Source organism: Acidisphaera sp. S103, assembly GCF_009765975.1.
In the GTDB taxonomy this organism is placed as follows: Bacteria; Pseudomonadota; Alphaproteobacteria; order Acetobacterales; family Acetobacteraceae; genus Rhodopila.
In genome coordinates this window covers 10,470-18,041 of record NZ_LMUJ01000086.1, presented here as the reverse complement: position 1 = coordinate 18,041, position 7,572 = coordinate 10,470, and the positions used below count along the sequence as shown (strand labels likewise).

Genomic DNA, 7,572 nt, shown 5'->3' with positions numbered 1-7,572 from the left:
AACGGTTCCAGTGGCTCGAAATGCCCGTTGATACTGGACCAATCGGAGAAGACGGTAGTCAACGATTGGGCGTGAAGGATAACTACCGCCAGTGGAAGATTCGCCAAGTCCTACCTGGCGAGCCACTGATTTGGCTTGAGAATTGGTGGCTATTCGATAACAAAGAATACCGGGGGCATAATCATGTTTTAGTTGAAGATATGCTCTGGCGAGAACTCGACGCCTGTTTCCCGGATCAGTTGCATCCGTTGCAGGTTGGTAAGTCAGTCGATTAGCAAGCGGCAAGGCTCCGGGTTGGTAACTTTCGAACTTCGAAGCGATCGGGAATCACGTCGCTGCCGCCCTCAGCCTCGCCCCGCCCCACGGACCCGAACAGCGGCAGGCGGCGAATGCCAGCCGCACGCAATTCGGCCTCGTGCGCCCGTAACGTCGCTACCACATCCATTGCCAAATCCTGTGCCGCCCGAGCGCCCATATCGGTCCACGTTCCTGCCCCCCAACCTGGCACACCACAGGCCTCATTGCCCGCCCAATAACCGCGGGTATCATGCCCCATGCGCCAGGCTGGCCTTCTGCTGATGATCGTTGCCTTTGTGTTCGCATCACCGGTGCTGATCCCGGTCGCGATGGTCCTGCACACCCGCGACCAGCGGCGCATGGAAGCGGCCGCCGGCAAGGCTCGATGCAAGCACTGCGGCGCGATCCTGGGCACCGCGTCGCTGCGGCGGGCGGACGCGGCATGGGCCGCGCATGTCGCGGCGCTGCGTCATGACCGGCCGGGCATCCGGTTTCGGCTGGTTCGCCGCCTTTGGGCCATATGCGTAACCTGTGACGCCGAATACGGGTACGATGCCGCCCTCGGGGTCTTTCCCCGGATCCGCGAACCGCGTGCATCGCGCCCGACCGTTTGACAGGCCCACCTGACGTATCAATGGTTACCGCATGTCCAGATCCAGTCGGTTCGCTATGCTGATTCCGTTCGTCATAGGACTGCCTTTTCTGATCGGGGCGGCAATAACCTTCACCCAGGTCGCGATCTTCGTTAGTAGCGCAACGAAGACCGAGGCCATCTATGCCGGCAGTGTCGCCCAAGCCGGCGGCAGCCACGGCGGCACGTTTCTGTATCCCCGATTCCGCTTCATTACCCCGGACGGTCGGACGGTCACGATCACCTCAACGTTTGGATCCACCGATCAACCATATGATAACGGCGAGAAAGTCCCGGTCCTCTGCGAGCCGAACCATCCCGAATATGCGAAGGTCGATTCGTTTCAGTTGTGGCTGACACCGCTGTTCCTCGCGCCGTTCGGAATTCTGCTCACGGGCATTCCGGCGATTGTCTTTGTTGCCATGAAGAACAGACCATCGCCTCCCCTGCCCTCCCGGCATATCGGTTTCTGACCCGCACTTACTCCCGCGCCACCGACCGCAACCCGAACCACACGATCATCGACGCGGTAAACGCGATGAACGCCACCAGATACAACCCGCCCGCGAAACTGTTGGTCGCCGTCTTCGCCCAGCCGATCGCCACCGGTCCCACGATCCCGCCGAAATTCGCGAAGCAACTGATCAACGCGATGGACCCGGCGATCGCCCGCCCGCTCAGGAACGACGGCGGCAGCGTCCAGAACATCGGCCTGGCCGAACTGAACCCGATCGAGACCACCGCCACGGCGATCAGCGACCACGGCGACGCCCCGAACAGCGCCATGCCGGTCAGTCCCACCGCCCCGATCATCAGCGCGATCGACAGGCTGCGGCGCCGGTTGCCCACCCGGTCGGACCACGACCCCCAGATCAGCATGGCGATGATGCCGATCGTCTCCGGCACCGCGACCGTGAACCCAGTGGCGAGGTTGCTCAGCCCCCACGCCTTGATGAATTGCGGCAGGAAATACCCCAACCCGTACGCCGTAGTGCCCATCGAGAAATACACCAGGCACAGCGCCACCACCCGCCGGTCCGACAGCGCCTGCCACAGCCCTAGCCGGGAGTGCTCCTGCTCCACCGCCGCCCACTCCGCGGCCAGCGTTTCCTGCAGCCACGCCCGTTGCCGAGGGTCCAGCCACGTCGCATTGACCGGATGCTCCGTCAGATACCGCAACATAAAGCACCCGAGCACCACGCTCGGTAGCCCCTCCAGCACGAACATCCACTGCCAGCCGGCGAACCCGAGGAAGCCGTGCAACTCCATCAAACTGCTGGCCAAAGGCGCCCCGAGCGCGTTGGACACCGGGATCGCCAGCACCAGCGCGGCGTTGACCCGAGCGCGATACGCCTTCGGAAACCAGTAGTTGAGATACAGCAACAACCCGGGAAACAACCCAGCCTCGGCAACACCCAGCAGGAACCGCACAATGAGAAAACTGGTCTGCCCGCTGACCAGCGCCATGCACATGGCGATCAACCCCCAGGTGATGGCAATCCGCCCGATCCACAAACGAGCACCGATCCGCTCCAGGATCAGGTTGCTGGGGATCTCGCACGGGATATAGCCGATGAAGAACGCCGCGACCCCCAGGCTGTAGCCATAGGCACTCAGCCCCAGGTCGTGGTTCATCGTCAGCGCACCGATACCCAGGTTGGTGCGATCGATCAGACTGAAGAAATACAGCAGGAAAACCAGCGGCAGCAGGCGGAACGCCACGGCCCGTATCGTTGCACGCTCGATTGTCTGGTCCACGATGTTCCCCCCGGTTGAGACGTGACTGGACGATCAGGGGGGAAAAGGCAACTCGAGGGGGGGGCCGTGGAGGGTGGGCGTGAGGCTGCGGCACCGCACCCAATCGCGACCTCCGCCCGGCGCTCCCAAGCAGTGTATTACCTGACGTACTACCTGCGTCGTGCTCTATCGCATTCGCTCACCTGGCGTGCCGCCCAACCCGACCCACTGCTCGGGCGTGAGTTCCCATAGCACGTTGATAATCTTCCACGCGTCTCCAACGTTGACGATATGCAAGTAGTCAATCCACTCGTCGAATGTGGTTCGGACGGAAGCCGCTCCCTCGTAGCGGTCGAGGATCACGACCTCGGCACGGCGACTGGGATCAAGTCTACGTCCTGCTGCTCCGACCCTCTGGACCAATGCCATAGCCGACATTTGCGAGAATTGCGGTTTTCCGTCCAAGCCGGGTAAGTAGGCGCGTTTGGCCAACTCCGGATGGAGTGCGCGCTCCATCCGGTTCGGATCGTTCTCAAGCACCCCGCCAATATAGTCCAACGCAACAGCCCGGATCTTCGCCTCATCATCCTGCTGAACTGGTGCGGCTTGATGGGTGTCCATAATTCAGGCCTCCCTCTCGATGCGGTGATCGGCTGCTACCCGACGTCCTCTAGTGCAGATGGTAATTCCACTATCGCCCCTTCCCGATGGAAGAACAACGGGGTCGCGTCCGCTACAGCCGCCAACCGCACAACGTCAGATTCGGTCACATCGCGCTGGTGAATGACCGTCTGGCATGCTCGGTTCGGCCAGATCCCAGCACCACCTCTGCCGCGGCGGCAGTTAGGCTAGGCGGCCACGTTCTTTGAATGACCGCATTGACGGAAGAGCCGTACGGCATGGCGGCATCGATCAGGTGGCGCCGGAATCACCCCCGTTGATTTTGCGTATGTCGAAACCACAGTCGATGAAAGCCTCACCTTTCGTGAATGCGAAATGCACAGCCTTGGCATATAGCTCAGGCGCTGGTGAGAAAGGTCAATCCTCGATAGCATCGTTCGGATGAAGAAGTTGGCTCGACGCATATCCCTTAATTCGCTGCGCCAGTTTGGGTGGGACCTATGGGACCCGATTGGTCTCAAGGACACCGACTGCCCCCGGGACGAATACGATACGTACCTGCAGAGTTTGGTCAGCCTTCTTCGAGACGGCGCAACGATGCTTGAGGCCGTTGAGTACCTGATCGATATGGAAACGCGATATATCGGTATGCCCCCTAGGGCCAACACTAGGACCAGAGCGGAACGACTGGTCTTGGCCGTCGAAATCTACATGAATGATATCCCCGCCGGCCCGCCGGACATGTGCTGACTCCTAGGCCGGTGTTAACCTTAGGCAAGAGAAACAACCAAGTTGGTAAGATGATCGCCCTATCCCGTCGTACATCCATAGCACCTTACTCTCCTGTCCGACCTGCCATCCGACGCACGATGGCGGAGGCGATCGCTTTCCTTCGGCCAAGCCCTGCCCTCGTCCTCGACCCCACTCTGCCGCGCGGCAATGGACGGCCAGTCCTAGTGCTTCCTGTTATCGGGCGTGGGGACGTCCACGCGGCACCGGCACGTGCAGCTCTTGACCAACTCGGCTACCGCTCTTTCGGCTGGGAATTGGGTACGAATGTCGGTCCAACGCCTCGCCTTCTGGTTGGCATCGAACGCCGGTTATTGGCGCTTCATGCGCAGCATGGCCCGTTAAACATCATAGGATTCAGCATGGGCGGGATATTTGCCCGCCTGCTAGCTCATCTGCATCCTGACAAGGTGCGTCAGGTAGCGACCGTCTGCAGTCCGTTCAGAGAGACCATGGACAGCGCACTTCTGCCGCTCCCTCCATTTCTGCGCGTGTGGCGTACGCCGGATTTGCCGCAGATGGCAAGCATGGCGGCACAGCCGTTGCCGGTGCCGGGCACATTCATTTTCAGTCGGAACGATGGCATCGTCGCCTGGGAGAGCTGTGTTGAGCCCTCACAGCCTGAGGATTGCTTCGAGATCTTCGGCGCACATGTCACGATTAATCGGGATCCTGAAGTCCTAACGGTCCTGGCTCGTCGATTTGCAAGAGAACTGCCCGGTTAGCCGAGGACAACATACGGAAACTCCCCCCTACCTAACCCGCGAAATCGGAAACCCCGGCGCCCCAACATCCGCGTCCCCCGGCCGAAACGCCTGCAACTCATCCGAAATCCGCCGGCAAGCCTCCACCGCCAGCCGCCCCAGGAACACCGCGTCCTCCGCCGACACGTTCTCCTTCATCCGCACCAGGCACAGGCTGGCCGCCACCGCCCCCGGCGCATGGAAAATCGGCGCCGAGATCCCCACCAGCGCCTTGTCGATATCGCTCGCCACCAGATACCCGTTGCGCCGGATCACCCGCATCGCCTCGCGGAACTCCGCCCAGTTCTGCCCCAACCCCGCCTCCGCGATATCCCGAGAATGGTTCAGCGCCAGGTTGCGCAACTGATACGTCGGCAAATTCGCCAGGATCACCCGCGACGGAGACCCCCGGAACAGCGAGAACGGCCGTCCCCGCTCCATACTCATCGTGATGTTCGGGTCAGTCTTGTCCTGCAACACCGTCAGCACGCGCAGCCCGTAGAACGCGCACAGCAACTGCCCGCCATTCACCACATCCCGCAGCTCCGCCATCACCGGCGGCACGATGTGCAGCAACGGGTCCGCCAACCGGATACTGCGGTCGAACTCGATGAACCGAGGCCCCAGCACATACCCCGCCCCCGCCACCGGCACCAGAAACCCCGCATCGCACAGCGCCCGCACATAGCGATAGACGGTCGCCCGCCCCAGCAGCAGGCGGTCCACCAGCATGTCCACCGTCCAAACCGGCGCTTCCGGTGTGAACAAATCCAAAATCCCCAGGACCCGCGTGATGCTGGTTTCACCCGCCGCCGAACGGCCACGTTCGGGAGGGCTGATCTCGTCATCCATGGCCATGACCTCGCAATCCGCGCAATGGTAGCGATATTCTCTCAGTATGAGAAATAGAAAATTTCTACAAAACCTTAAATTTCCGTTGACCCACCAAAAATCTCTCATTATGAGGATTTTTACCATTCCAACTAAATGCAACAGAAGGCAGCGCAAGAACCGCGCCTCTGACACGGGAGTGTAAAAGTGGCCGACCAGCAGCATTACGACGCCATCGTCATCGGCGCAGGGATTTCCGGCCTGTACCAGCTCCACCGCCTCCGCCAGCTCGGGATGACCGTCCGTGTGCTGGAAGCCGGCACCGGCGTCGGCGGCACCTGGTACTGGAACCGCTACCCCGGCGCGCGCTTTGACTCGGAAAGCTACTCCTACAGCTATTCGTTCTCGGAAGAACTGCTGCAGGAATGGGACTGGTCGGAACATTTCGCCGCCCAGCCGGAAACCCTGCGCTACCTGAACTACGTCGCTGACAAATTCGACCTGCGCCGAGACATCCAGTTCCGCAGCCGGGTCAGCGCCGCCCATTTCCAGGACACCACCAACACCTGGGACGTGACGCTGGAAGACGGCAGCCGCTTCAGCAGCCGCTTCCTGATCACCGCCATCGGCCCGCTGTCGGCACCCACCCTGCCGACCATCCCCGGCGTGGATAGCTTCCTGGGCGCCTCCTTCCACACCGCCCGGTGGCCGCACGAACCCGTCAGCTTCGAGGGCAAGCGCGTCGCCGTCATCGGCACCGGCGCCACCGGCGTGCAGACCATCCAGGAAGTCGCCAAGACCGCCGGCACGCTGACCGTGTTCCAGCGCACACCGAACTGGTGCGCCCCCCTAATGAACGCCAAGATCGACGCGGCGGAGATGGCGAAAATCCGAGCGGGTTACCCAGAACTTTTCAAGCGCTGCCAGGAAACTTTCGCCTGCTTCATCCACACCGTAGACCCGCGCGGCACATTTGAAGTCTCCGACGAAGAACGCGAGGCCACCTACGAACGTCTATACGCCTCGCCCGGCTTCGGCATCTGGCAGGGCAATTTCCGCGACATGCTGACCGACCGGAAAGCCAACGCCCTGATCAGCGATTTCGTGGCCCGAAAGATCCGCCAGCGCGTGAAAAACCAGGCCGTGGCGGAGAAACTGATCCCGAAGAATCACGGCTTCGGCACAAGGCGCGTGCCAATGGAAACCAAGTATTACGAAGTCTACAACCAGGACAACATAACGCTGGTGGACATCCTGGAAACCCCGATCGAGCGCATCACGCCCACCGGCATCAAGACCAGCAAAACCGAATACGAATTCGACATCATCATCTTCGCCACCGGCTTCGACGCCATCACCGGCAGTTTCGACCGGATCGACATCCGCGGCACCGGCGGCCAGCGTCTGAAAGACCGCTGGAAATCCGGCCCGGAAACCTATCTCGGCGTCCTGGTCGAGGGTTTCCCCAACATGATGATGCTGATGGGTCCCCACACCGCCCTGGGCAACATCCCGCGCAGCATCGAATACAACGTCGACTGGGTCACCGGCCTGGTCGGCTACGCCAAGGACCATGGCCTGACCCGCCTGGAGGCCACCGAAGCAGGCGTCGCGTCCTGGACCGACCACGTGAAGTCGCTGGGCGTCGGTTTACTGTCCAACGAAGTCAACTCCTGGATGACCGGCATCAACTCCAATGTCGAGGGCAAGCAAACCCGCATCATCGCCCGCTACAGCGGCAGCGCCCCAGCCTATCGCGCCCGATGTGATGACGTCGCCGCGAACGGCTACCAGGAAATGGCCCTGAGCTGACCAACCAAGCGTCGCCTTTCCCGCTCGACGTTGTCTATCGTCATGGCCGGGCATGTCCCGGCCATCTGCCCCCCCACCGTTCGTGCGAAGACGGCCAGGCCGCACCCGGCC

General features: G+C 61.5%; 8 protein-coding genes. 5 read left to right on the top strand and 3 right to left on the bottom strand.

Translation table 11 applies throughout. The features are described 5' to 3' along the window. The 3 genes from GSQ89_RS28990 to GSQ89_RS28980 form a co-directional block, all read left to right on the top strand. Positions 1-275 (top strand): hypothetical protein (locus GSQ89_RS28990; protein ID WP_216856458.1); only part of this gene is annotated, 275 nt, incomplete at its 5' end. A 279-nt stretch (positions 276-554) separates the two neighbouring features. After that, entirely contained in the window at positions 555-911 is a 357-nt protein-coding gene (locus GSQ89_RS28985) for a hypothetical protein (RefSeq protein WP_158931607.1), read from the top strand. A gap of 55 nt (positions 912-966) precedes the next feature. Beyond that, positions 967-1,401, top strand: coding sequence for a DUF3592 domain-containing protein (locus GSQ89_RS28980; protein WP_158931606.1), 435 nt, complete (start codon positions 967-969; stop codon positions 1,399-1,401). Between the two features lie 7 nt (positions 1,402-1,408). Here GSQ89_RS28980 and GSQ89_RS28975 read toward each other — a convergent pair whose 3' ends face one another. Beyond that, positions 1,409-2,686, bottom strand: a complete 1,278-nt coding sequence (locus GSQ89_RS28975; protein WP_158931605.1) for an MFS transporter — start codon at positions 2,684-2,686, stop codon at positions 1,409-1,411. Positions 2,687-2,851: 165 nt separating this feature from the next. Further along, on the bottom strand, positions 2,852-3,286 hold the full coding sequence (locus GSQ89_RS28970) for a nuclear transport factor 2 family protein (RefSeq protein ID WP_158931604.1): 435 nt from the start codon (positions 3,284-3,286) through the stop codon (positions 2,852-2,854). A 956-nt stretch (positions 3,287-4,242) separates the two neighbouring features. On the opposite strand from GSQ89_RS28970, the gene GSQ89_RS28965 reads away from it, so the two are divergent. After that, entirely contained in the window at positions 4,243-4,800 is a 558-nt protein-coding gene (locus GSQ89_RS28965) for an alpha/beta fold hydrolase (RefSeq protein WP_158931603.1), read from the top strand. A gap of 27 nt (positions 4,801-4,827) precedes the next feature. Here GSQ89_RS28965 and GSQ89_RS28960 read toward each other — a convergent pair whose 3' ends face one another. Further along, on the bottom strand, positions 4,828-5,676 hold the full coding sequence (locus tag GSQ89_RS28960) for an IclR family transcriptional regulator (RefSeq protein ID WP_158931602.1): 849 nt from the start codon (positions 5,674-5,676) through the stop codon (positions 4,828-4,830). A 180-nt stretch (positions 5,677-5,856) separates the two neighbouring features. Here GSQ89_RS28960 and GSQ89_RS28955 point away from each other — a divergent pair, with 180 nt between their 5' ends. Beyond that, positions 5,857-7,461, top strand: a complete 1,605-nt coding sequence (locus GSQ89_RS28955; protein ID WP_158931601.1) for an NAD(P)/FAD-dependent oxidoreductase — start codon at positions 5,857-5,859, stop codon at positions 7,459-7,461. Positions 7,462-7,572 lie beyond the last annotated feature (111 nt).

Coding starts and splice junctions, on each gene's coding strand:
- GSQ89_RS28980 (WP_158931606.1), top strand. CDS start 967: ATGCTGATTCCGTTCGTCATAGGACTGCCTTTTCTGATCGGGGCGGCA.
- GSQ89_RS28985 (WP_158931607.1), top strand. CDS start 555: ATGCGCCAGGCTGGCCTTCTGCTGATGATCGTTGCCTTTGTGTTCGCA.
- GSQ89_RS28970 (WP_158931604.1), bottom strand. CDS start 3,286: ATGGACACCCATCAAGCCGCACCAGTTCAGCAGGATGATGAGGCGAAG.
- GSQ89_RS28960 (WP_158931602.1), bottom strand. CDS start 5,676: ATGGCCATGGATGACGAGATCAGCCCTCCCGAACGTGGCCGTTCGGCG.